Here is a 22,371-nt window from a genome sequence, read left to right as displayed (position 1 = left end):
TTTCCCGAAGGGGGTGCTGCCGGCCCGGGCGATGGGTGAGGGGCCTTGGTTCCGGAAAACATCGAAGTATGACCGACTCGAGCCCCCACGCGTAGCCCGTGGGCAGGGAAAAACTCGGGAGGCCCCCCAGGGCGTCCCCGGACCCTCGGGCGCGGTGCCGCCGGCTGGAGAACGCCTCAGCCTCAGGCCCGGCCGTTGGCGCTCCGTTGGATGAGGAGGTCGATGCGTCGGCGGTCGGCCCCGCCGTCGGCCACTCCGTGCAGCTCTGGGCTCGGCTCGACGGCGCTGCGTCCCTCGGCCCGCAGTCGCTCGCCTGGAACGCCCTGCTGGCGCAGATAGGCGGCCACCGCCTCGGCGCGCCTGCGCGAGAGTTGGGCGTTGTAGTCCCGGGGACCCGAGTCGTCGGTGTGGCCGACCACCCGGACGACGAACCCCTCCAGCCGGCTCAGGACCTCGGCCAGTCGGTCGAGGAATGGCCGGGACTCGGGGCGGACTTCAGCAGAGTTGGTGTCGAAGGGGACCTGACGGCGCAGGTTCACGTGTACGGTTCCATCCGGGAGCAGCCGCACGCTGACGCCGAGGCCCGCGAGCTCGTGCTCGGCGTTGGCCGTGTCGGGCGCCGGGCCCGATGACTGCTCGGTCTGGACGATTTGCGACGAGGGCTCCGGCAGAGGAGAGGGGCCGGAGCGAGGCGAGGGGACGCCTTCCCCTGTCGGCGGGGTCGGCTCCTCTGCCGCAGGGGCCGGGGGCAGCGCCGGAGAGGCGCTGGCCGGTATCTCGTCGGAGGCTTCGCGAGCCACTGCACGGACCTCGCGCGGGGCCTGCGGAGCGGGGGGTAGAGGTGTGCTCGCCGGCAATGCGGTCGCTGCCGTGGGTGTGGGCTCTGTCTTCGTCTCCACGCCCTTCGAGGTCCCCTCGGCCCGCGGTGATGTCACCTCTTCGGGTCCTGACCGGCGGGCGACGGAACCGCTGGTCGAGGGTGGGGCGGGGCTCCGCAAGACGGGGAGAGCGGCCAACCACTCGCTCACCTGCGTCTGGAGTCTGCCAGCGAGCTCCGGGGAAAGGGCGAGCAGCAACGGAACGGCGGCGAGACCGACCAGTAACAGCGCGAGCACCCGGGCCGCGAATCGGCGGCGGGGGCGCTCCCGGGGCACAGGGGTGCTCGCCGGCTCCGGCGGGGTGGGGATCGGTGTGGCCATCCACGCGTCCCGCTCCCGGGCTACGGCACGCGGCGGGGCCGCCCCAACGGAGGGAACGGGGGGGGGCGCCGGCGGCACCGGCCGCGGCTGACCGGTAGGGGACGGGGCGGCCGCCTGGGGCCCGCCTGCGGCTCTCGCGGCGGGCGGTGGGGCGGTACGCGGCGCCCTCTGGGGCTGCGGTGCCGCAGGCTCGGGCTCGACGTCCGCTTCGGTCCCGGGGATGGCCAGCGAGCCCCCCGCGCGAGGGGCTGGGGGGGCGGAGGCAGGCTGCGGGCTTACAGGTTCCGGCCTGGGCGCTGGAGGGAGCTCGCTCGGGGGCGGCTCGGGCTCCTTGGGAAGGGATGCCAGCAGGTCCCGAAGCTCTTCCGGTTCCGCCACCTCGGCGGGCGCCAGGAGCTCGGCGCGCAGGTCCTCGATGACCGCCAGGGCGTCGTTCCCGTCCAGGCGGTGACGGTCTTCCGCCGCGCCGTGCAGGAGCAACCGGCTGCAAACCTGGTTGATCCGGCGGGGGACGCCGGCGCTGAACCGGTGCACCAGTTCGAAGGCGTCGGAGGTGATGCGAGGGTCCCCGCGCCACCCCACGCGCCGCAGCCGGTGCTCCACATAGGCCCGTGTCTCCTCGAGGTCGAGAGGCCGCAGGTGGCACGCCGCGATGAGCCGCTGGTGGAACTGCTCGAGCTCGGGCCGCTGCACGATGTCCCGCAACTCCTCCTGCCCCACGAGGAAGATCTGGAGGATCGGCCGAGCGTTCTCCTGCAGGTTGGTGAGCAGGCGCAACTCCTCCAGGGAGGATGCGTTCAGCCCCTGAGCCTCGTCGATGACCAGCAGGGCGCCGCGGCCGGTGCGTGCCTGCTGAATCAGGAAGCGCTCGAGATGCAGGAGCATGGTGGCCTTGTCGAGCCCCGCGACATGGAGCCCGAAGGCGTAGGCCACCTTGCGCAGGAGCTCGTCGGGCCCCAACTGGGCGGTCACGAGACGCGCCGCGACCGGCCCGTTGCCCGAGAGCCCCGTCAGCAGGCTCTCGACGAGTGTGGTCTTGCCGGTTCCCGGCCGGCCCGTGACCATGATGAAGCCCTCGGCGCGCCGCAGGGCGTACTGCATGTACTTCCGGGCGCGGGAGAAGCTCGGGTGCTCGAAGCAGAACCGCGGGTCGGGACTGAGCCGGAAGGGGTCGGCGGAAAGGCTGTAGTACGTCTCGTACATGGCGGCGGCCTATGGCTGATCACCGCCAGTATCGGCCCCGGGGGAGCCTTCTGTAGCGCGCAGACACCGGGGTCGCCAAAGGACGGCAGCCCCGGCCGGAGTCCCGCCCCTCTGCGGCCCTCAGGACGCGCCGCGCTCGAACAACTCGACCTCGCCGAGGACGTTGACGCCCTTGGACTGAAGGAGGGCGGCAGCGCGGTCGGCGTTCTCGAAGCGGAAGATCAGCACCGCCCGGTCTCCTCGGCCGAAGGTGAACGCGTACATGTACTCGACGTTCAGGCCGCCTTCGTCCACGTGGGCCAACACCTCGGCGAGTCCCCCGGGACGGTCCCGTACCTCGAGGGCGACGACATCGCTCAGGTGGACGACGTAGCCTGCCTCTTCGAGCGCGGCCTTGGCGCGCGCGGGCTCGCGCACGATGAGCCGCAGGATGCCGAACTGCTGGGTGTCGGCGAGGGACAGCGTCAGGATGTTGATGCCCCGGTCGGCCAGTATCTGGCACGGTGCGCGAAGGCGCCCCGGGCGGTTTTCCAGGAAGATCGAGATCTGGGTCAGTTTCATGGGTTTCGAAGCCCCGATGTTGCCATCCTCGTGCTTGCTTGTGGGCCCGTGGGCCCGTGGCGCCTGGCGCCTACTTGGCCCGCTGGTCGACCACCCGCTTGGCCTTGCCCTCGCTGCGCGGGATGGAGTGGGGCTCGACCAGGCGTACGCCGACGCGGATCCCCACGATGCGCTCGATGGCCTGGCCGATGCGCTTGCGCAGGTCCTCCATGACCCTCACCTGGTCGCTCGCCACCTCGGCGCTCACCTCCACCTCGACGCCCATCTGGTCGAGGCCCTTGTCCGTCGTGAGCACGATCCGGTAGTGCGGCAGGGTGCCCTCGACCGTGAGCAGGGCCGTCTCGACCTGCGAGGGGAAGACGTTGACGCCGCGGATGATGAACATGTCGTCGCTACGCCGGCCGATCCGGCGGATGCGGCGGATGGTGCGCCCGCAGGCGCATCTCTCCGGGATCAGCGCCGTGATGTCGCGCGTGCGATAGCGGATCAGCGGCATCGCCTTCTTCGAGAGCGTCGTCAGCACGAGCTCGCCTTCGGCCCCGTCGGGGAGCACCGCGCCGGTCTCGGGGTCGATGATCTCCGGATAGAAGTGGTCCTCGAAGACGTGCAGCCCGTTCTGCTCGCGGCACTCCGCCGCGACGCCCGGCCCAACGATCTCGGACAGGCCGTAGATGTCGAACGCGGTGATTCCCGCGGCACGCTCGATGTGCGTGCGCATCCCGTCGCTCCAGGGCTCGGCGCCGAACACGCCGACCCGCAGGGGCAGTGCCTTCATGTCGACACCGAGCTCGGCGGCGCGCTCGATCATGTGAGTGAAGTAGCTCGGGGTGCAGCAGATCGCGGTCACCCCGAAGTCGCGCAGCAGCATGATCTGCCGGTCGGTGTTGCCGCCGGAGGCCGGGACCACGGTGGCGCCCAGGGCCTCGGCGCCGTAGTGGGCGCCCAGTCCGCCGGTGAACAGGCCGTAACCGTAGGAGTTCTGGACGATGTCGCCGCGGTGCAGGCCGTAGCAGGCAAACGCCCTGACCATCGCCTCGGTCCAGACCGCGATGTCCTCCTCGGTGTAGGCCACGACGATGGGCTTGCCCGTCGTCCCGCTCGAGGCGTGCAGCCGCACCACCTCGCCCATGGGGCTGGCGAAGAGCCCGAAGGGATAGTGGTCCCTCAGGTCCGTCTTGACCGTGAAGGGGAGTCGGCCCAGATCGCTCAGCGTGTCGAGCGAAGCAGGCGAGACAGCGCGCTCCTCCATGCGGCTGAGGTAGAAGGGAACGTTCTCGTAAGCCCGGGAGACCACCGCCCTCAGCCTTCGGAGCTGCAGCTCGTGCAGCTGGGGCAGCGGGAGGTAGTCCGGAGCGCTCACCGGGTGGAACCCGGTCCCGACGTCGTTCCAGTTCTCGGTCAGCATGGCGAAGTCCCCGGGTTGGCTATTCTTCCCCCGCGGCCCGGCGCCCGAGGGCGAAGGCCTCGAGGTTCAGTCGATGATGCTTCTCGGGCAGCAGCCCCTGGATCGCGGCGACCCAGTGTTCGTGCGGGATCTCCAGGTGCACGGCCAGTGCCCCGAGGAGCGCCACGTTGACGCTCTTCTGGTGCGGCTTCACGCCGGCAGCCTCCAGATCGGCGGGGGAGACGAGGACCCCCCCCGGCTTCAGCATCGGACGCGCGACCTCGACCTGGTCGGGGGCGACGACGACCACGAAATCGGCCTCGCCCCGGGGGATCATCGGACTGAAGACCTGGCGCCCGAAGCGCACGTCGCTCGACACCGAGCCACCACGCTGGCTCATGCCGTGCAACTCGCTCTTCTTGACGTCGAGGCCCGCGCGAAACGCCGCGTCGGCCAGGATGTCGGAGGCCTTCACCACGCCCTGGCCACCGAGGCCGGCAATCAGCACGTTCACGACCCGATCCCCGCTCATCTCAATTCACCTCGGGGGCGGTCGGGTGATCCGCGGCCCTCTTCTCGGCCGCGGCCTTCTCCCACTGCCGGATCTTGCCGGCGGCGAGGATGCAGGCTCGCCGGGCGATGATGACGGCAAGCTCGCCGCTCTCGAGCGCGGCGCGGATCTCCACCTCCATACCGTCTTCGTCGGCCATCGGGTCCAGCACCACGACGTGCCGGACCCCCATGGCGCGGGCCACGTCCTCGAACACGACCTTGCCGGTCGGGTCGTGGATCAGGTTGCGCCCCGTGCCCGCGTGCTCCTGGGCGCCCGTCATGGCGGTGGTGCCGTTGTCGAGGATCAGGAGCACGTGCCCGGTGGGCGGGGGGTTGTAGACCATCTCCGCCAGGCCGGTGAGGCCGCTGTGCATGAAGGTGCTGTCGCCGATGACGCTGACGACCCGCTTGGCCTCCTCGGGGGGCAGCACGTGGCGCAGGCCGAGTCCGACCCCGATGCTCGCGCCCATGCACACGCAGGTGTCCATGGCCTCGAACGGAGGCAGGACGGCGAGCGTGTAGCAGCCGATGTCGCCCGCGACGATGCAGTCGAGCTTGCGCAGCACCGTGAACACGGAGCGGTGCGAGCACCCCTCGCACAGCATCGGCGGCTTGCCGCGCACGGGCGGCGGCTCGGGCTCCTGGTTCCCGGTGAGGATGCGCCGCACACGATCGACCGTGAGCTCGCCGAAGCGAAAGCGCTCGGGCTTGCCCTCGACCGGGATACCGGCTGCGCGCAGGTCGTGCTCGAGGATGGGGTCGCCCTCCTCGATCACCAGGACCCGGTCGACGCTCGCTGCGAAGTCGCGCACGAGCCCCATGGGCAGGGGGTAGGTGACGGTCAACTGCAGGACGGCCGCCTGGGGCGCTGCCTCGCGGACGTGGACCGTGGAGACCCCCGAGGTGACGATACCGAGTCTGCGGTCGCCGTCGATCCGAGGATTCAGCCCGGAGATCTCGTTCCAGGCCGCGATCCGCTCCAGCTTGTCGCGCAGCCGCACGTGCGCGGGGCGGGCGTACGCGGGGACCATCACCCGCGCCGGGATGTCGCGCTCGAAGTGCGGGTCGTGCGGGGGCTTGTCCAGCGGCACGCGGCGCATGATGGTCTTGGAGTGGCAGACCCGCGTGGTCATGCGCAGGATGACGGGGATGGAGAATCGCTCGGACAGCGCGAAGGCCATGCCCGTGAGTTCGTACGCCTGCTGGGAGTCCGCGGGCTCGAGCATGGGCACGCCGGCTGCGCGCGCGAAGTGGCGGTTGTCCTGCTCGTTCTGGCTGGACGCCATGCCGGGGTCGTCGGCCGAGACGATGACGAACCCCCCCGTCACCCCCGTGTACGCCGCGGTGAAGAGCACGTCCGCCGCGACGTTGAGGCCCACGTGCTTCATCGTGACGATGGCTCGGGCGCCGGCGAAGGCGGCGCCGAGGGCCACCTCCATCGCGACCTTTTCGTTGGGCGCCCATTGGGCCTTTCCGCCCAGCTGCGCGAAGGTCTCCAGGATCTCGGTCGAGGGAGTCCCGGGGTAGCCGGTGCCGAGCCGGACTCCTGCGTCCAGACAGGCGAGGGCAACGGCTTCGTCACCGGATACGAGCAGGCGGTCGGGGGTCGTGGCCAGGGCAGTCACGGTGGGCTGATGCCTCTGCGGCGACAAGGAAGGAAAAGCATTATAGGTTCTGGCAAGCTACTGTCACCTGCCGTGCGTCAACGCTGAGCGCGGCGCGCTCCAGGAGCTCGAACGATGTCACAGATCAAACTGGGCATCCCGAAAGGGAGTCTCGAACAGGCCACCATCCAGCTCTTTGCCCAGGCGGGTTGGGATATCCGGGCGAGCAGCCGGAACTATTTTCCGACCATCGACGACCCGGAGATCCGGTGCGCCCTGGTCCGGGCGCAGGAGATGGGCACGTATGTCGCCAGCGGCGTGCTCGACCTCGGCCTCACCGGTCTCGACTGGATCCTCGAGACGGGTGCCGACGTGGAAGAGGTCTGCGAGCTCGTCTACTCCAAGAGCTCGGACCAGCCCGCCCGCTGGGTGCTCGTGGTGCCTCAGGACTCCCCGGTGCAGCGCATCGAGGACCTCGAGGGCAAGCGCATCGCGACCGAGCTGGTGCAGTTCACGCGCCGCTATCTCGCGGAGCGCGGCGTCAACGCCACCGTGGAGTTCTCCTGGGGGGCGACCGAGGGCAAGGCCGCTGAGGGCCTGGTCGATGCCATCGTCGAGATCACCGAGACCGGGAGTACCATCCGGGCGCACGGGCTGCGAATCGTGGGCGAGCTCCTGCGCACCCACACGCGGCTGATCGCGAACCGGGCGGCGCTGGCGGACCCCTGGAAACGGGCCAAGATCGAGCAGGTGGCGTTGCTGCTGCAAGCCGCGCTCAACGCCCGCCACAAGGTCGTGCTCAGCATGAACGTGCCGGCGGGGAGTCTCGACGCCGTCGTCGGAATGCTGCCGAGTCTGCACGCGCCCACGGTGAACCACCTCTACGACCGGGCCTGGGTTGCCGTGGAGACGGTGGTCGACAGCCGCCAGGTGCGCGACCTGATCCCGCGCCTGCGGGCGGTGGGTGCCGAGGGGATCCTGGAGTACGCCCTGCGCAAGATCGTTCCCTGAGGGGCGCGGGGCCCCCGGCTCGCGCTCAGGCGAGCTGGATCAACTCCTCTTCGCCAGGGCCCGGTGCTGCCTCCGCAGGACCGGAAGTCTGGGGGGCCCAGGGGGTGCGCTCTCGCGGTGCGCCCGCCTCCAGCAGAAGGCCGAACTCGCCATTGACGCTGAGCACCCGGAATGTCATCCACTCCAGGGCTCCCGAGCCCTGGAGCAGGCTGGCGCCGGGGGGTGGGGTCGGCGCCAGCACCAGCAGGCGGGCGGGCTTGCGGTAGGGGCTCAGCAGTTGGGCGGCCAGCTCGCTGGAAAGGGCCTCCATGCAGGTGAGTCCGTTCAGCAGGGCGCGGGAGGCATCCTCGCCGTCGAAGCTGACCATCACCAGCTCGTTGTGCGCGTCGACGGCTCCGAGGCAGCCGTCGTCCAGGCCCGGCATGTCGTCCCACGGACGGGTGCCCTCCCCGAGCATCTGGGTCAGGTTGTCGACAACCAAGTCTCGTAGCCGCTGGGGGCTCACGCTGGTGGCAAGCCGGATCGCAAGGGACATGGCGTGGTCTCCTGAAGGGATTCGACGGCCCCAGCGGGGCCTTCCGTCCGCCGGTGGCCGGAGACGTGGTGGCCCGGCCCGGTCCGATCCGGGCGTCAGGCATCGATTTCCAGTGGCGGCTCTTCGTGGGACTCCTTTACCACCCAAACCCGGCGTTCGGCGACGGCCTCAGCCGAGCAAGCGGTTACAATCTGGGTTGCACGCGGCAACCCAGCCGGCGCCGCGCGGTTCGTCGCGCCGGAAAGCCCGGGTGTCACCACGTTTCCGCCAGGAGCGACGTACCGATGACCAGCCTTCCCCACATCATCGTTTCACGGCTCGACCTCGGTCGGCTGCAGGCCCTCCTGCGTTCCTCGTCTGCCGACGCCCATCCCCAGCTCGACAGCCTCCGGGTGGAGCTCGACAGAGCCGAGGTGGTGGAGGACGAGGACATGCCGCCCACCGTGGCGACCATGAACTCGAGCATCCGGTTCGTGATCGAGCCCATGGGCAAGGAGTTCGAGCTGACCCTGTCCTACCCGGAGGATGTCCGGGGCGACCCGCGGCGGATCTCCGTCCTTGCGCCGGTCGGCAGCGCCCTGCTCGGCCTTTCGGTGGGACAGGCCATCGCCTGGCCGGTTCCGGGCGGCAAGACGATTCAGGTTCGTGTGCTGGGTATCAGCTACCAGCCCGAGCGGGACCGTGACGTTGCCCCCTGACGGCGGCGCGGCCCCCGCCGCGCTGCCCCTGTCCCCGGAGGTGGCCAGCGGCAGCGCCAAACGCCGCAGACCGGCGCGGGTCGAGATCCAGTTGCTCGGCCGTGAGCACGAGGTCGCCAGCAGCGTCCACTACCGCCGGGCGGTGATCGGCGCGTGTGCTGTCGAAGCGGCGATCTGCGCGGGCGGCTTGGGTGCGGCGGGGAAGCCCAACGAGGACGCGCTGTTGATCGTGCCCCCCGATGCACCGGGTGAGCCGGCACTCGTCGTGGTGGCGGACGGCCATTTCGGCGCCGACGCGGCGGAGCTTGCCGTCGCTGCCGTGGGAAGGGCATGGGCAGACGCCTCGCCGGAGGTGAGAGAAGGCTCGGACGAGGCGCTCGTGCGCCTGGTCCGGATGGCCCAGGCGGCGATCACCGAGGCCGGGACCGAAGGGGAGACGACCCTGCTGCTGGCCGTGATCCACAACGGAACTACCCTGCGCTGGGCGAGTGTCGGCGACAGCTACCTCTACCGATTGCCCCCGGGGCGGGGGGGGCGGCGGGCCAACCGTCTCGACCGCGTGTGGCTCGGCCCCCGCCTCACCGTCCCGGTGCACGAGGTGACCCGCCGGGGACGTTTCGAGCTCGCGCCCGGCACGCGTGTCCTGCTGACGACGGACGGGATCCCCGAGGCGATTCGGAACGTGCCGACCCTGGGAGCGCGGCAGATCCGGGCCGCGCTGGACGGCGGCGGCGACCAGCCGCTCGATGCGCTGGTGCGTACGGCCCTGGACCGCGGCGGAGAGGACAACATCGCTGCCGTCCTGGTCACGGTGGCGGGCGAGGGCTGCACGGCGAGCAGCAAGCCTCCCCGGGGGGCGCGCTGGGCCACGGTGTGGCGCGCGCTGCGCCGCGGCTAGACGGCCGCTTCAGGACTGCGCGCGCTGACGGGTGTTGCGCGGGGGAGGAGGCGAGTCGGGGTCTCGGGCAGCCGAGGCAGCCTTGGCCGCGGATTCGGTCATTCGGGCCTGCCAGTCGATCGAGTGACAGACCTCCCCGGAGACGCGCGCGAGCAGCATCAGCAGGCTCTTGTCCCCCTGACTGAAGCGCTGGCCGTGTTTCTTGTTGAGCACCTCGATCACCCCGAGGACGCTCCCTCCACCCACGATGGGTACGGCGAGGATGCTCTCGGTGCGAAACTCGAAGGCCCAATCGATATCGGGGTAGAACCGCCCGTCCTCGCTGGAGTTGTTGACGATGACCGGCCGCCGGCTCGCCGCGACCCAACCGGCCACGCCCTGGCCCGCCGGGATGCGCCGACCGAGGAGAGCGTCCTCGGGCACGTCCCCCGCCGTGAGAAGGAACGCCAGTTCCTGGGACTCCGGGTCGAGGACGAGCACGGAGCCGTCCTTTGCCTGGATGATCTCCATGGCGTCCTTCAGCATCTGCCCGAGGAGGTCCAAGATGTCCGGGCTGCGGTCCGGACTGTCGGCGGAGGAGAGCAGCCGCTCCAGTGACCCTACGAAGCGGCTGAGGGTCTGGTGCTGCTCGCGCAGTGTGAGATAGGCATGCTCCAGGCCCAGCGCCTCGTGCTGCCAGTCCTGTCCCTTCCTGTCCATTACGAGCCCCCTGCGGGTCGCTTCCCGCCCATCGGGCCACCGGACGATGCCTCGGACAAGAATAACCCCAGTGACCCGTGCCGTCGACCCGAACGCGGCAGAACATATGCCATGGCAGATGGGGGCGCTGCCGTCCCGGGCCCTGGAGGGAATGGGCCGCCTCATCCCCCCGGGGGGGTGGGGGGGCGTCATCCCCCCAAGGGCCCGGAAAGGGTCAGGGCCGCCGCGTATGCCGCCACGAGCCCGACCAGAAGCAGTCGAACCGAGCTTTCCGGGACGTCGCCCTCTGCCCCGTATCGCGGGACCTCGTGGGCCATGAGGGAGACGACCCGGTCCTTGACCTGATCCCGCATCACGTAACGCTGCTGGCTCTTCATGTCCGCTCCTCCCGAGACCCGGGCCCCGGCGGCCCGGCGAGTGCTATCCGAGCGAGAGTATAGACGAGAAGAGAACCAAACGAGAACTCTGAACAAAGAGGCGTCTGCGCCCCTATAATCACGAGGCGATTACGACGCTCCGATCACCCAAGGGCGAGGCGAGGTGCGCTTGCCGTTCGGGTCCACCCTGGAGGCTGCACGCCCTTGAACATCTGCCCCGTCATCCTGGCCGGCGGTTCCGGTACCCGGCTCTGGCCTCTGTCCCGAGAGCATTTCCCGAAGCAGTTGCTGCCGCTGCACGGGGAGGGGAGTCTGCTGCAGCAGACGGCAAGACGCCTCGAAGGCTTGGACGCTGCCGGGCGTTCGGTGCACGTCGCGGAGCCGATCGTGGTCTGCAACGAGGAGCACCGGTTCCTCATCGCGGAGCAGTTGCGCGAGGCCGGTCGCAAGGCCCAAGCGATCCTGCTGGAGCCGCTTGCGCGCAACACCGCGCCGGCCCTGACCCTCGCCGCCCTGGCGGCGTCTCGCGGGGGCGCCGACCCGATCCTGCTGGTGATGCCTGCGGACCACGTCATCGGCGACGCGGCGGCCTTCCACCGGGCGGCGCTCACGGCGAGCGCGGCCGCCGAACGCGGGATGATCGCGACCTTCGGTGTCGTCCCCGACCGGCCCGAGACCGGCTACGGCTACATCGAGCGCGGGGCGGGACTCGAGGGTGTCGCGCCTGCAGGGGCTCCGGAACCCAGCGTTCTCGCGGCCTTCGTCGAAAAGCCGGACCGGGCGACGGCCGAGGGTTATCTCGCCAGCGGGCGCTATCTCTGGAACAGCGGGATGTTCGTGGTGAGGTCTTCGGTCTGGCTGGCGGCGGTGGAGCGCTACCAGCCCGGGATCGCCGCCGCCTGCCGGGGTGCGTTCGAGGCCGGGCGCTCGGACGCGGATTTCTGCCGGGTCGACGCGGGTGTCTTCGAGTCCTGTCCGAGCAACTCGATCGACTATGCCGTGATGGAGCCGCTGGCCCGGGATTCCGCTGCCGGGCAGGCGGTGGCGCCCTCCGTGGTCGTGCCGCTGCAGGCCGGCTGGTCGGACGTGGGCGCCTGGTCCTCGCTCTGGGAGATCAGCCGCGCGGACGATCACGGCAACGTGGTGCGGGGCGACGTCTACGCCCTCGACACGCGCGACTCGCTGGTCCTCTCGGAGCACCGCTTCGTCGCGACCGTGGGCCTGCGCGACGCGGTGGTCATCGAGACCCCCGACGCCGTACTGGTGGCCGACCGGGCGCACGCGCAGGACGTGAAGAAGGTCGTCGACTGGCTCAAGCTCCGGCGCCGGGACGAGAGCCGCACGCATCGCCGCGTCTACCGGCCCTGGGGCAGCTACGAGTCGATCGACGCAGGGGACCGCTTTCAGGTCAAGCGCCTGCGCCTGCACCCGGGGGCGGCCATCTCCCTGCAGATGCACCACCACCGCGCCGAGCACTGGGTCGTGGTGCGCGGCACCGCGATGGTGACGCGGGGCGAGGAGCGCTTCCTGCTGACGGAGAACCAGTCGACCTACATCCCCATCGGCGTCACCCACCGGCTGGAGAACACCGGCAAGGTGCCCCTGGAGATCATCGAGGTCCAGTCCGGCAGCTACCTCGGCGAGGACGACATCGTGCGTTTCGAGGACCGCTACGACCGCCTGCCGGCGGCCGGCCAGAAGTAGGCCGTTCCTCAGGCAGCGGTCCCCTGCGCTACGCCCCGGTGGGGAGGAACCGCATCGAGAGGTCCACCGCGCGGACGTGCTTCGTGAGGCTGCCGGCCGAGACGTAGTCCACGCCGGTCTCGGCAAACGCGGAGACGTTCTCGAGGTCCACGTTGCCCGAGGCCTCCAGCCGGACGCTGCCCGCGGCCCGCTGGACGGCCGCGCGCAGGCCGGGCAGGTCGAAGTTGTCGAGCAGCACGATGTCGGCACCGGCGGCGAGGGCCTGATCGAGCTCGCTCAGGTTCTCGACCTCGACCTCGACCTCCAGTGCGGGAAAGAGCCTGCGGGCCGCCACCACCGCAGCGGCAATCGAGCCGGCCGCCAGGATGTGGTTCTCCTTGATCAGCACCAGGTCGTAGAGACCCATGCGGTGGTTGAGGCAGCCGCCGCATCGGGTAGCGAACTTCTGGGCCGAGCGTAGCCCCGGCAGGGTCTTGCGGGTGTCGAGGACCCGCGCGCGGGTGTGCGCGACGGCCTCGGCGTAGCGGCGCGCCGTGGTGGCGGTCCCCGAGAGGGTCTGCAGGAGGTTGAGGGCGGTGCGCTCTCCGGTGAGCAATGCGCGGGTCGGGCCCGCGAGCTCGCAGAGCGTGTCGCCGGGGGCGACGGCGGCGCCGTCGGCGACCCGCCAGGCCACCTGCACGGCCGGGTCCAGTTGCCGGAACACCTCGTCGAACCAGGCCCTTCCGCAGAGCACCGCAAGCTCCCGGCTGATGACCCGCGCCCGCGAGTGGGCGTCCGCGGGAAGGAGCTCGGCGGTCACGTCGCCGCTGCCCACGTCCTCGGCAAGCGCCCGGGCGACGGTCTCGGAGAGGTCCTGCGGCAGTTCGCTCATGGGGGTCTCGTTCCTGGGTGGGCTGCCGTGCCGCGCCTGCGTGGCTAGCGTGGCTAGCGTGGCGCCGCGGGCGCGACGCGCCCGCTGGGACTATCCTCTCGGACTATGATGACAGAGTTCCGGTAGGCGCGGACGGGGCCGGCGGCGGGACGGGCCGGCCCGGGGGCAGCCAACGCTTGCGCGACCCCATGGCACCGCTGCGGCACCTCCTTTCCGCCAGCCTGGACAGCCTGCGGGACCTGGTCCCCATCGTGCTGGTCGTCGCCTTCTTCCAGCTGGTCATCCTGCGTCAGCCCGTCCCGAACCTCGCCGGCATCCTGGTCGGGAGCCTGCTGGTGGTGGCAGGGCTCACGCTCTTCATGCAGGGGTTGACGCTGGGGCTGTTCCCGCTCGGAGAGACGCTCGCCTATGCCTTCGCGCGCAAGGGCAGCGTCGCGTGGCTGCTGAGCTTCGCCTTCGCCCTGGGGTTCTCCACGACCGTCGCGGAGCCGGCGCTCCTCGCCGTGGCCGGCGAGGCGGCCGAGGCCGCCGCGAAGGCGGGTGTGATCGAAGCGGGGGAGGAGGCGCGGGTCCTCTACGCCCTCGGTCTGCGTTACACGGTGGCCGTCGCGGTCGGCGTCGCCCTCGTGCTCGGGGTGCTCCGGATCCTGCGCGGCTGGCCGGTCCACTACCTGCTGTTGGGGGGCTACCTGGCGCTCGTGGGGATGATGCCGTTCGCCCCCCCGGAGGTGCTCGGCGTGGCGTTGGACTCGGGGGCCGTGACCACCTCGACGGTCACCGTGCCGCTGGTCACCGCGCTTGGCGTCGGGCTTGCCTCGAGCATCGAGGGCCGCAACCCCATGGTGGACGGCTTCGGGCTGATCGCCTTCGCCTCCCTCACGCCGATGGTCTTCGTCCTGCTGTTCGGGCTGCTCGCGTGACGGCGCTGGTCGAGAAGCTCTGGGCCTCGGCGCTCGCCACGCTCTGGAGCGTGCTGCCCATCGTCCTCATCATCTTCGTGTTCCAGTTCCTGGTGATCCGCCGCCGGATGCCGAATCCCCGGCGCGTGCTTGCGGGCTTCGCCTTCGTCCTGGTGGGTCTCACGCTGTTCCTCGTGGGCCTCGAACAAGCCCTCTTCCCCCTCGGGAAAGCGATGGCACGCCAACTGACGGACCCGGCGTTCGCCTTCGGGCCCGGGGGCATTCCCCCGCAGGGCGCGGACTGGTCCGACTACCTCTGGGTCTATGCCTTCGCCGCGGCCCTCGCCTTCGCGACCGCAGTGGCAGAGCCGGCACTGATGGCGGTAGCCCTGAAGGCGGAACAGGTCTCGGGCGGCGCCGTGGGGTTCTGGGGCCTGCGTCTGGCGGTCGCCTTCGGTGCTGCCCTCGGAACGGCCCTCGGGGCCTTTCGCATCGTCAGCGGGGCGGGGCTTCCCGAGCTGACCATGGGGCTCTACCTGGTGCTCGCGCTGCAGACCCTGCTGGCCCCCCGGGCCATCGTGCCGCTTGCGTTCGACTCGGGTGGGGTGACGACTTCCACGGTGACCGTCCCGATGGTGACCGCCCTCGGCCTCGGGCTCGCCGGCACCATCCCGGGCCGTAGCCCCCTGTCGGACGGATTCGGGCTCATCGCCTACACCTGTCTCTTTCCGATCATGACGGTGATGGGTTACGCCCAGCTCGCCGCCTGGCGCACGAATCGCCGAAGGCGCCTGGGCCGCAACGAGGAACGTTGACCATGCATTTCAAGCTGATCATTGCCTTCGTCGAGGACGACAAGACGAGCGCCGTGCTCGATGCGGCGCGCGAGGAAGGGGCCACGGGCGCCACCGTGATCAACAGCGCCCGGGGGGAGGGCAGCGAGCGCGAGACGACGTTCTTCGGCCTCACCCTCACGACCCCGCGCGACGTGCTCCTGTTCCTCGTCGAGGAGCACCTGAGCCGGCGGATCCTCGAGCGCATCCGCGAGGTGGGCGGGTTCAGCAAACGAAAGGGGGCCGGCATCGCCTTTCAGATCGACGTCGAGGACGCGGTCGGCGTGCACCACCAGGCCGAGATCCTGAAGGGTGTGGTGGAGGAAAACCTATGAGCGAAGAGAAGGTCATCCGTGTGCGCGACGTCATGAAGACCGAATTCGACGTGGTCGACAGCATGGCGCCGGTGCAGGACGCGTTGCTGAAGATGCGGCACATCGAGAACAAGTGCCTCATCGTGCCGAGGCGTGACGCAGACGACGAGATCGGCATGCTCCTCATCTCGGACATCGCGCGCCTCGTGCTGGCGAGGGACCGCTCGCCGCATCGCGTCAACGTGTACGAAGTCATGGCGAAGCCCGTGATCACGGTGCATCCGGACATGGACATCCGGCACTGTGCTAAGCTGCTGACTCGCTTCGATCTCTCACGGGCACCGGTGACGAGTTGCCGGGGCGAGGTGATGGGAATCGTGAGCTTCACCGACCTGGTGATGAAGGGGCTGGTGCAATGGGATTGAGCGGGCGGCTGTGGCTGAGCCCCACGACCGGATGGCTCTCCGGCGTGACGCGCCTGCCCTCGCCGAATTTCGACGCGCGCCCGGCAGGCAGCGGGGTGGAGCTCGTCGTCATCCACAACATCAGCCTGCCGCCCGGGGTGTTCGGCGGGCGCGACGTCCGACGGCTGTTCACCAACACCCTGGACCCGGCCGCGCACCCCTATTTTCGCGACATCGCCCACCGGCCCGTCTCGGCGCACCTCTTCGTCGGCCGCCGGGGGGCGGTCACGCAGTTCGTGTCGATCCACGACCGGGCGTGGCACGCGGGGGCGTCTTCCTTCCGCGGGCGCCCGGGGTGCAACGACTTCTCCGTGGGGATCGAGCTCGAGGGCACCGACGACATTCCGTACACGGATCCCCAGTACGAGCGCCTGGCTGCGATCATCCGGCTCCTGCGCCGCCGGTGGCCGGGTCTCTCCGACGAGCACCTGGTGGGCCACAGGGACGTCGCGCCCGGCCGCAAGACGGACCCCGGCCCGGCGTTCGACTGGGAGAGGCTGCGCCGCTCGTCGGCGTGAGGGGGGCACGTGCATTGTCGGCGTGTGGGGGGCACGTGTGGCCCGGCGAGCAACGGAGGTGAGGGGTGAGCGCCGTCTTCTACGACCTGCTGCGACACGGTCTGCCGGTGGGCGGACACCGATACCGGGGGCAGACGGACGACCCCCTGAGCGAGCGGGGCTGGGCCCAGATGTGGTCCGCGGTCGGTGACGAGTGCCCCTGGCAACGGGTCATCACCTCTCCGCTATCCCGCTGCCGGGACTTCGCGTACGCCCTCGGCGAGCGGCACGGCGTGCCGGTCTACGAGGACCCCCGCCTGAAAGAGGTCCGTTTCGGGGTCTGGGAGGGACACACGGCGCTCGAGATCGATGCGGGCGACCCCGGCGCGGTCGCCCGCTTCCACGCCGACCCGGTGCACCACCGCCCTGCGGGGGCCGAGCCCCTGGATGCGTTCGCGGCGCGTGTCGCCGAGGCTTGGCAAGACTGGGCGGAGCCGGCCCGGCGCGAGCCGACCCTCGTTGTGACGCACGCCGGCGTGGTGCGGGCGGTCATGGCCGAGGTCCTCGGGATCCCCCTCGAGCGCCTCTACCGGCTGCAGGTCGCGAATGCCGGCCTGACGCGGATCCGGCTCTCCGACGACCGGCCCGCGACCGTGATGTTCCACGGCGGCTGCCTGACGCCGGGCGGGGAGGGGTGAGGAACGAGGTGAGAAAAGGGGTGAGGGAAGGGGTGAGGGAAGGGGGCTAACGAATTCGCGCAGAAGGGCGCGGGCTCAAGTTCGCCCCTCTGCTCCTGGACCGGCCCCGATCCGTCCGTCGAGCTCCGCCACCCGGGTCAGCTGGGGGCCCGTCCGGTCCCAGACCAGCACGCTGTCCCCTTCGTACCAGTCCCCGAGCACGATCCGCTCGGCGTGCATCCCTTCGACCCCCAGCGGATAGACGCCGGGGCGGTGGGTGTGGCCGTGGACCACGCGGGATACGCCGTGCGCCCGTGCCGCCAAGGCCACCGCGACGGGGTCGACGTCCATCACCTCGGGGGGCTTGCGCGGGGTGAGCGCAAGGGTCCGCGCCCGGATGCGGGCGGCCTGGTCCCGGCGCAGAGGCAGGGGGAGCGCCCGAAAGAGCATCTGGGCGACCGGGTTGCGGGTGAAGGTGCGCCAGCGTTGGTAGGACCGGTCCCGGGTGCAGAACGCGTCCCCGTGACTGAGGAGCACGCTTTCGCCGTGGATCTCCACCCGCGCGGGGTCCGGCAGGATGCGGCACCCCGTGTCTCGAGCGAATTTCCTGCCGAGCAGGAAGTCGTGATTGCCGTGCTGGGCAAACAGCCCGACACCGGCGCGCCCCAGTGCGGCCAGGGCAACGACGGCCTCGCCGTTCGGGGGGCCGAGGTCGTCGTCGCCGAGCCAGAGGTCGAACAGGTCGCCGAGCAGGTAGAGCGCCTGCGCACGCCGCGCGGTGGTCGCGAGGAACTCCAGGAACCGGTGGACCTGCTCAGGGCGGTCCGCGCTGAGGTGAACGTCGGAGACGAAGAGGGTCGTCAACGCTGGCTCAGTCCTCGACGACGGAGGCCCGATCGATCACGACGTCCTCCGCCGGCACGTCCCGGTGGCCGGCACGGCTCGTCGTGGCCACGCCCTTGATGCGGTCGACCACGTCCATCCCCTCGGTGACCCGGCCGAAGACGCAGTAGCCCCAGCCCGCGTCGGTCTTGGCCTTGAAGTCGAGGAATGCGTTGTCCGCGACGTTGATGAAGAACTGGGCGGTCGCGGAGTGCGGGTCGGGGGTGCGGGCCATGGCGATGGTCCCCCGCTGGTTGCGCAGGCCGTTGTCGGCCTCGTTCGCGATCGGGGCGCGGGCGCTCTTCTGCTGCATGCCCGCGGCAAAGCCGCCGCCCTGCACCATGAACCCGTCGATCACCCGGTGGAACAGGGTGCCGTCGTAGAACCCGTCCCGGACGTACTGCACGAAGTTCTCCACCGTCTGCGGGGCCTTCTCGGCGTCGAGGGAAAGGATGATGGCACCGTGGGTGGTCTCTAAGCGCACGTTCATGGCGTTGGCTACTGGAGTCGGGAAATGGAGGGGAGAGGGTACGCGATCCCCGGGTTCCCCGCGATAGCCGCCCCGGACCCACTCGGTGATAATGGCGGCCCCTCACATCGTCGAATCCCGTGCCCGCCGCCCTGAAGACCCGCTTCGCCCCGAGCCCGACCGGACGCCTGCACCTGGGCAACGCCCGCACCGCGCTCTTCAACGCGCTGCTCGCTCGGTCCTCCGGTGGGACGTTCCTCCTGCGCATCGAGGACACCGACGCCGAGCGCTCGCGCCCGGAATACCTGGAGGCCCTCGTCGAGGATCTGAGCTGGCTCGGGCTGCAGTGGGACGAAGGCTACGGCGTGGGCGGACCGGCTGGACCCTACCGGCAGTCCGAGCGCGGCCCGCTCTACGGGACGTTACTCGCTAACCTACTTGAGAAGGATGTTGCATATCCTTGTTTCTGCAGCACTGAGAGGCTGCAGAGCGTCCGCAGGGCGCAGATCGCCCGCGGCGCCCCGCCGCGCTACGACGGGGCCTGCGCGCGGCTGGCGTCGGCAGAAGCGCAGCGCCGGCTGGCCGCGGGGCAGGGGGCGGCCCTGCGTTTCCGGGTGCCCGCGGGCGAAACGGTCGCGTTCGCGGACCTCGTGCGCGGGGCGCAGCGGTTCGAAACCGACGCCATCGGCGATTTCGTCGTCCGCCGCACCGATGGGAGCCCGTCCTTCTTCTTCTCCAATGCGGTCGACGACGCCTCGATGGGCGTGACTCACGCCCTGCGGGGGGACGACCACCTCTCGAACACGCCCCGCCAGCTCCTGATCCTGGCGGCCCTCGGGTGGGACGCGCCGCGCTACGGGCACCTCCCGCTCATCCTCGACGAATCCGGCGCCCCGCTCTCCAAGCGCGAGGGCAGTCTCGCGCTCGGCGTCCTGCGCGAGGAGGGGTACCGTCCGCTCGCGGTGCTCAACTATCTCGCCCGGCTGGGACACCACTACGGAGACGACAACTTCATGGGGATGAATGAGTTGTCGTCAGGATTTCATGTGGAATCTCTGGGAAGCTCACCCTCCCGGTTTGAACTGGGGCAGCTTCGGCACTGGCAGCACCAGGCGCTGGTGAGCGAGCCCCAGGACGCCCTCTGGGACTGGATGGGGAAGAGCGTTCACGGCTGCGTGCCGCCGGCCCTGCGGGGGCCCTTCGTCGACGCCCTGCGCGGCAACGTCCTCTTGCCGGTCCAGGCGCGGGACTGGGCGCACAGGCTCTTCGGCGACCGTCTGGCGTGGGACTCGTCCTCCCAGGAGGCGCTGGCCACGGCCGACCCGGGACTCTTCCCCGCCGCGCTCGATGCGCTGGACCGCTCTCCGCTCGACTACCACGGCTTCATCGCAGCCCTTCGCTCGCGCACCGGGCTTTCCGGCAAGTCCCTGTTCCGGCCGCTGCGGGCGGCCCTGACCGGGACGCACGAAGGGCCGGAGCTCGCCCGACTCTTCGACCTGCTCGGCGAAGACCGCGTGCGGGCACGGTTGCGCGCGGCCACCCTCACCCACCAGGACGCTCGTCGATGATCCAGCTCTACAACAGCCTGACCCGGCAGAAGGAGACCCTGCAGCCCATCGTCCCGGGCCAGGTCCGCATGTACGTCTGCGGCATGACGGTCTACGACTTCTGTCACCTGGGGCACGCCCGGGTGATGGTGGTGTTCGACGCGCTGGTGCGCTACCTGCGCAGCCTCGGCCTGCAGGTGAGCTACGTACGCAACATCACGGACATCGACGACAAGATCATCCACCGCGCCAACGAGCGCGGCGAGCCGTTTCACGCCCTGACCGAGCGCTTCATCGCGGCGATGCACGAGGACAGCGACGCGCTTGGCGTGGTGCCGCCGGACGAGGAGCCGCGGGCGACAAACCACATCGACGGGATCGTCGCGATGATCCAGGACCTGATTGCGAAGGGCCACGCCTACGCCGCTGCCAACGGCGACGTGTACTACGACGTCAGCAGCTTTCCCGGCTACGGGCGGCTCTCCGGCAAGAAGGTGGACGAGCTCCGCTCCGGCGCGCGGGTGGAGGTCGACGAGGCCAAGGACGACCCGCTCGACTTCGCGCTCTGGAAGGCGGCGAAGCCGGGAGAGCCGAGCTGGCCCTCACCCTGGGGCGCGGGGCGGCCCGGGTGGCACATCGAGTGCTCGGCGATGTCCACTCACTGTCTCGGGAACCACTTCGACATCCACGGGGGCGGCATGGACCTCATGTTCCCCCACCACGAGAACGAGATCGCCCAGTCCGAGGGGGCGACCGGCGAGCCGTTCGTGAACCTCTGGATGCACAACGGCTTCGTGCGGGTGGACGACGAGAAGATGTCGAAGTCGCTCGGCAACTTCTTTACCGTGCGGGAGATCCTGGCGCGCTACCCGGCCGAGGCGGTCCGTTACTTCATGCTGACCGCCCAGTACCGCAGCCCCCTCAACTACACCGAGCAGCACCTGGACATGGCGCGGGCCGCGCTCGTGCGCCTGTACACCGCCCTGCGGGGCGCCCCGTCCGGGGCGGCCGCGATCGAGACGGAATTTTTGGAGCGCTTCCACGCGGCGATGGACGACGACCTCAACACCCCGGAGGCACTCGCCGTCCTCTTCGACCTCGCCCGGGAGTTGAACCGTAGCCGCGAGGAGGGGAGCCCGCGCGCCGTCGCGCTGGCCGCCACCCTGCGGTACGTGGGCGGAGTCCTGGGGCTCCTGCAGCAGGATCCGGAGGCGTTTCTGCGGGGTGCTCCGGGGCGGGGCTCAGGGGGGGGGGCGGAGGCTGCTGCCGGTCTTGCGGAGGAGCAGGTCGATGCGCTCATCGCGGAGCGTGCGGCGGCCCGCGCACGCAAGGACTGGAAGGAGGCGGACCGGGTCCGCAAGGTGCTCTCCGACCAGGGGATCGTGCTCGAGGACGGGGCCGGGGGCACGACCTGGAGGAGGGGGTAGGACGCGGGGGATGCCGTAGGACCTGGAGGAGGGCGAAGGATCTCGGGGGGCGAAGGGCCTGGGGGGGCGAAGGGCCTGGAGGAGGGCGAAGGGTCTGGAGGAGGGGGTAGGACGGGTTAGAGGCCCTGCAATTCCACGGCGATGAGGGTGTTCTGGAGCAGGGTGGCGACGGTCATGGGGCCGACGCCTCCCGGTACGGGGGTGATCCAGGACGCGCGCTCCCGGGCGGCCGCGAACTCCACGTCGCCCACGATCTTGCCGTCCGGGCCCCGGTTGATCCCCACGTCCACCACGACGGCCCCCTCCTTGACCCATTCCCCCCGGATCAGCCCCGGCTTGCCGGCCGCGGCCACCAGCACTTCGGCCTGGCGGACGTGGTGCGCGAGGTCGGTGGTGAAGCGATGGGTGACGGTCACCGTGGCTCCGACCAGCAGCAGCTCGAGGGCCATCGGCCGCCCCACGATGTTGGATGCCCCCACGACCACCGCGTGGCGGCCCAGGAAGGACTCGCCGGTGCGCTCCAGGAGGGTCATCACCCCCTTCGGCGTGCAGGGCCGCAGGCGCGGGACGCGCACGGCCAGCCGGCCCACGTTGTAGGGGTGGAACCCGTCCACGTCCTTGTCGGGGTCGATGCGCTCGATGACCGTCTCGGGGTCGATGTGCGCGGGCAGCGGCAGTTGGACCAGGATGCCGTTCACGGCGGGGTCCCGGTTCAGCCGATCGATGTGTGCGAGCAGGCCCTCCTGGCTGATGTCCGCCGGCAGGTCGTGGGCGTAGGAGCGAACCCCCACCTCCTCGCAGGCCCGGCGCTTGTTGCGCACGTACACCTCGGAGGCGTGGTCCGCGCCGACCAGCAGCACCGCGAGCCCCGGAACGTGGCGCCCGGCACGGGCGCGCTCCTCGATGCGGGCGCGGAGGTCGTCGCGGATCTCGCTGGAGGTGGCCTTTCCGTCGAGCAATCGGGCGGTCATGGGGCGGGGATCCGTGATGGGGACTGGGCGGGCGGTTTGCGCCAGGCGAATGATACCTCCATCGAGGGGGACCGCGGCCTCGGGCGAGGCATTTC

24 protein-coding genes are annotated in these 22,371 nt (G+C 70.4%); 12 read left to right on the top strand and 12 right to left on the bottom strand.

Annotated features, from left to right (window positions below; genetic code table 11):
- Nucleotides 1-182: 182 nt before the first annotated feature.
- The 5 genes from KA217_09200 to KA217_09180 form a co-directional block, all read right to left on the bottom strand.
- The gene (locus KA217_09200) at nt 183-2,402 is read right to left on the bottom strand and encodes an AAA family ATPase (GenBank protein MBP7712620.1); all 2,220 of its coding nucleotides are present in this window, start codon (nt 2,400-2,402) and stop codon (nt 183-185) included.
- Between the two features lie 120 nt (nt 2,403-2,522).
- Entirely contained in the window at nt 2,523-2,963 is a 441-nt protein-coding gene (locus KA217_09195) for an ACT domain-containing protein (protein ID MBP7712619.1), read from the bottom strand.
- 70 nt (nt 2,964-3,033) lie between these two features.
- Complete coding sequence (locus KA217_09190) at nt 3,034-4,368, bottom strand: phenylacetate--CoA ligase (protein MBP7712618.1); 1,335 nt, start codon at nt 4,366-4,368, stop codon at nt 3,034-3,036.
- 19 nt (nt 4,369-4,387) lie between these two features.
- Nucleotides 4,388-4,879: an indolepyruvate oxidoreductase subunit beta gene (locus KA217_09185; protein ID MBP7712617.1), complete on the bottom strand. Its 492-nt coding sequence runs from the start codon at nt 4,877-4,879 to the stop codon at nt 4,388-4,390.
- A 1-nt stretch (nt 4,880) separates the two neighbouring features.
- Complete coding sequence (locus KA217_09180; protein ID MBP7712616.1) at nt 4,881-6,515, bottom strand: thiamine pyrophosphate-binding protein; 1,635 nt, start codon at nt 6,513-6,515, stop codon at nt 4,881-4,883.
- Nucleotides 6,516-6,638: 123 nt separating this feature from the next.
- Here KA217_09180 and KA217_09175 point away from each other — a divergent pair, with 123 nt between their 5' ends.
- The gene (locus KA217_09175; GenBank protein MBP7712615.1) at nt 6,639-7,514 is read left to right on the top strand and encodes an ATP phosphoribosyltransferase; all 876 of its coding nucleotides are present in this window, start codon (nt 6,639-6,641) and stop codon (nt 7,512-7,514) included.
- A 25-nt stretch (nt 7,515-7,539) separates the two neighbouring features.
- On the opposite strand, the gene KA217_09170 is transcribed toward KA217_09175, so the two are convergent.
- Complete coding sequence (locus tag KA217_09170) at nt 7,540-8,049, bottom strand: hypothetical protein (protein ID MBP7712614.1); 510 nt, start codon at nt 8,047-8,049, stop codon at nt 7,540-7,542.
- Between the two features lie 284 nt (nt 8,050-8,333).
- Here KA217_09170 and rnk point away from each other — a divergent pair, with 284 nt between their 5' ends.
- Complete coding sequence (gene rnk, locus KA217_09165; GenBank protein ID MBP7712613.1) at nt 8,334-8,747, top strand: nucleoside diphosphate kinase regulator; 414 nt, start codon at nt 8,334-8,336, stop codon at nt 8,745-8,747.
- Nucleotides 8,731-9,645: a protein phosphatase 2C domain-containing protein gene (locus KA217_09160; protein ID MBP7712612.1), complete on the top strand. Its 915-nt coding sequence runs from the start codon at nt 8,731-8,733 to the stop codon at nt 9,643-9,645. The genes rnk and KA217_09160 overlap by 17 nt, the downstream gene beginning before the upstream one ends.
- A 9-nt stretch (nt 9,646-9,654) precedes the next feature.
- Here KA217_09160 and KA217_09155 read toward each other — a convergent pair whose 3' ends face one another.
- The gene (locus KA217_09155; protein MBP7712611.1) at nt 9,655-10,344 is read right to left on the bottom strand and encodes a GAF domain-containing protein; all 690 of its coding nucleotides are present in this window, start codon (nt 10,342-10,344) and stop codon (nt 9,655-9,657) included.
- 188 nt (nt 10,345-10,532) lie between these two features.
- Nucleotides 10,533-10,721, bottom strand: a complete 189-nt coding sequence (locus tag KA217_09150) for a hypothetical protein (GenBank protein ID MBP7712610.1) — start codon at nt 10,719-10,721, stop codon at nt 10,533-10,535.
- 204 nt (nt 10,722-10,925) lie between these two features.
- On the opposite strand from KA217_09150, the gene KA217_09145 reads away from it, so the two are divergent.
- Nucleotides 10,926-12,425, top strand: coding sequence for a mannose-1-phosphate guanylyltransferase/mannose-6-phosphate isomerase (locus KA217_09145; protein MBP7712609.1), 1,500 nt, complete (start codon nt 10,926-10,928; stop codon nt 12,423-12,425).
- Nucleotides 12,426-12,453: 28 nt separating this feature from the next.
- Here the strand turns inward: KA217_09145 and KA217_09140 are convergent, their stop codons facing one another.
- Entirely contained in the window at nt 12,454-13,296 is an 843-nt protein-coding gene (locus KA217_09140; protein ID MBP7712608.1) for a carboxylating nicotinate-nucleotide diphosphorylase, read from the bottom strand.
- 188 nt (nt 13,297-13,484) lie between these two features.
- Here KA217_09140 and KA217_09135 point away from each other — a divergent pair, with 188 nt between their 5' ends.
- From KA217_09135 to KA217_09110, 6 genes are all read left to right on the top strand, one after another.
- The gene (locus KA217_09135) at nt 13,485-14,216 is read left to right on the top strand and encodes a DUF1538 domain-containing protein (protein MBP7712607.1); all 732 of its coding nucleotides are present in this window, start codon (nt 13,485-13,487) and stop codon (nt 14,214-14,216) included.
- Entirely contained in the window at nt 14,213-15,010 is a 798-nt protein-coding gene (locus KA217_09130) for a DUF1538 domain-containing protein (GenBank protein MBP7712606.1), read from the top strand. The genes KA217_09135 and KA217_09130 overlap by 4 nt, the downstream gene beginning before the upstream one ends.
- A 2-nt stretch (nt 15,011-15,012) precedes the next feature.
- Nucleotides 15,013-15,363 carry a P-II family nitrogen regulator gene (locus KA217_09125; GenBank protein MBP7712605.1) on the top strand — a complete coding sequence of 117 codons (351 nt, stop codon included), beginning with the start codon at nt 15,013-15,015 and terminating at the stop codon, nt 15,361-15,363.
- Nucleotides 15,360-15,767, top strand: coding sequence for a CBS domain-containing protein (locus KA217_09120; protein MBP7712604.1), 408 nt, complete (start codon nt 15,360-15,362; stop codon nt 15,765-15,767). The genes KA217_09125 and KA217_09120 overlap by 4 nt, the downstream gene beginning before the upstream one ends.
- Nucleotides 15,758-16,324: a 1,6-anhydro-N-acetylmuramyl-L-alanine amidase AmpD gene (gene ampD, locus KA217_09115; GenBank protein MBP7712603.1), complete on the top strand. Its 567-nt coding sequence runs from the start codon at nt 15,758-15,760 to the stop codon at nt 16,322-16,324. Before KA217_09120 ends, ampD begins: the two co-directional genes overlap by 10 nt.
- 65 nt (nt 16,325-16,389) lie before the next feature.
- Nucleotides 16,390-17,001, top strand: coding sequence for an alpha-ribazole phosphatase family protein (locus KA217_09110; protein MBP7712602.1), 612 nt, complete (start codon nt 16,390-16,392; stop codon nt 16,999-17,001).
- A 75-nt stretch (nt 17,002-17,076) separates the two neighbouring features.
- Here the strand turns inward: KA217_09110 and KA217_09105 are convergent, their stop codons facing one another.
- Together KA217_09105 and KA217_09100 are read right to left on the bottom strand one after the other, a co-directional pair.
- A complete protein-coding gene (locus tag KA217_09105) occupies nt 17,077-17,844 on the bottom strand; it encodes a UDP-2,3-diacylglucosamine diphosphatase (protein MBP7712601.1) in 768 nt (255 codons plus the stop codon).
- Between the two features lie 7 nt (nt 17,845-17,851).
- Entirely contained in the window at nt 17,852-18,352 is a 501-nt protein-coding gene (locus tag KA217_09100) for a peptidyl-prolyl cis-trans isomerase (GenBank protein ID MBP7712600.1), read from the bottom strand.
- A 119-nt stretch (nt 18,353-18,471) separates the two neighbouring features.
- Here KA217_09100 and gltX point away from each other — a divergent pair, with 119 nt between their 5' ends.
- Together gltX and cysS are read left to right on the top strand one after the other, a co-directional pair.
- On the top strand, nt 18,472-19,899 hold the full coding sequence (gltX, locus tag KA217_09095; GenBank protein ID MBP7712599.1) for a glutamate--tRNA ligase: 1,428 nt from the start codon (nt 18,472-18,474) through the stop codon (nt 19,897-19,899).
- Nucleotides 19,896-21,305 carry a cysteine--tRNA ligase gene (cysS, locus tag KA217_09090; protein ID MBP7712598.1) on the top strand — a complete coding sequence of 470 codons (1,410 nt, stop codon included), beginning with the start codon at nt 19,896-19,898 and terminating at the stop codon, nt 21,303-21,305. Before gltX ends, cysS begins: the two co-directional genes overlap by 4 nt.
- Nucleotides 21,306-21,421: 116 nt before the next feature.
- Here cysS and folD read toward each other — a convergent pair whose 3' ends face one another.
- Entirely contained in the window at nt 21,422-22,276 is an 855-nt protein-coding gene (gene folD / locus KA217_09085; protein ID MBP7712597.1) for a bifunctional methylenetetrahydrofolate dehydrogenase/methenyltetrahydrofolate cyclohydrolase FolD, read from the bottom strand.
- Between the last annotated feature and the right edge of the window lie 95 nt (nt 22,277-22,371).

Source organism: Gammaproteobacteria bacterium (assembly GCA_017999615.1).
Lineage (GTDB): Bacteria > Pseudomonadota > Gammaproteobacteria > JAABTG01 > JAABTG01 > JAGNLM01.
The sequence above is the reverse complement of the archived record's forward strand: the minus strand, read 5'-3'. Positions and strand labels throughout refer to the sequence as shown.